This is a genomic window from Streptomyces sp. T39 (assembly GCF_008042045.1).
Taxonomy (GTDB): domain Bacteria; phylum Actinomycetota; class Actinomycetes; order Streptomycetales; family Streptomycetaceae; genus Streptomyces.
Genome location: NZ_RDBP01000132.1, coordinates 1 through 669, shown reverse-complemented (window position 1 = coordinate 669; position 669 = coordinate 1). Strand labels below are relative to the sequence as shown.

2 pseudogenes are annotated in these 669 nt (G+C 77.4%); one reads left to right on the top strand and one right to left on the bottom strand.

What is annotated here, in order from left to right:
• Positions 1-20: 20 nt before the first annotated feature.
• Positions 21-464 (bottom strand): annotated as a pseudogene (locus tag EAO77_RS36010) (ADP-ribosylglycohydrolase family protein); the annotation flags it as partial.
• On the opposite strand from EAO77_RS36010, the pseudogene EAO77_RS36005 reads away from it, so the two are divergent.
• Positions 463-669: pseudogene (locus EAO77_RS36005) on the top strand (ADP-ribosylglycohydrolase family protein); the annotation flags it as partial. The pseudogenes EAO77_RS36010 and EAO77_RS36005 sit on opposite strands and share 2 nt — an antisense overlap.

Genomic DNA, 669 nt, shown 5'->3' with positions numbered 1-669 from the left:
GCGGCCGGCTGCGGGGGCGGTCATGAGGTCTGCGTCTGCGGGGTCAGGAGCGCGGCCACGTCGAGGACGTGCCGGCCGCGCATCGAGGGCAGGCAGCTGCCGCGTACCGGGCCGATCGCGCCGGCCCACTCGGGCGGGATCGCGCCCGCGCCCCGGACCGCTCCGGCGAGCGCGCCGGCGACGGCCGCGGTGGTGTCGGCGTCCCGGCCCATGTTGACGGCCGTCAGCACCGAGAGGCGGAAGTCGCCTCGTGCCGCCGCGAACGCGCCGAACGCGAGCCCCACGGCCTCGGGCGCCAGGTCGGTCCACGGGTAGCCGCCGATCACGACGGCCGAGCGCACAGCCCGCTCCATCGACAGCGTGTCCGGGTAGCTGCGGCCCGCCGCGACCACCCCGCGCCGCAGCGAGCGGGCGGTCCAGGAGTCCATGGGGACGACGGACAGCGCCGCCCCGATCACCCCGGCGGGCCGCAGCTACCCGGACACGCTGTCGATGGAGCGGGCTGTGCGCTCGGCCGTCGTGATCGGCGGCTACCCGTGGACCGACCTGGCGCCCGAGGCCGTGGGGCTCGCGTTCGGCGCGTTCGCGGCGGCACGAGGCGACTTCCGCCTCTCGGTGCTGACGGCCGTCAACATGGGCCGGGACGCCGACACCACCGCGGCCGTCGCC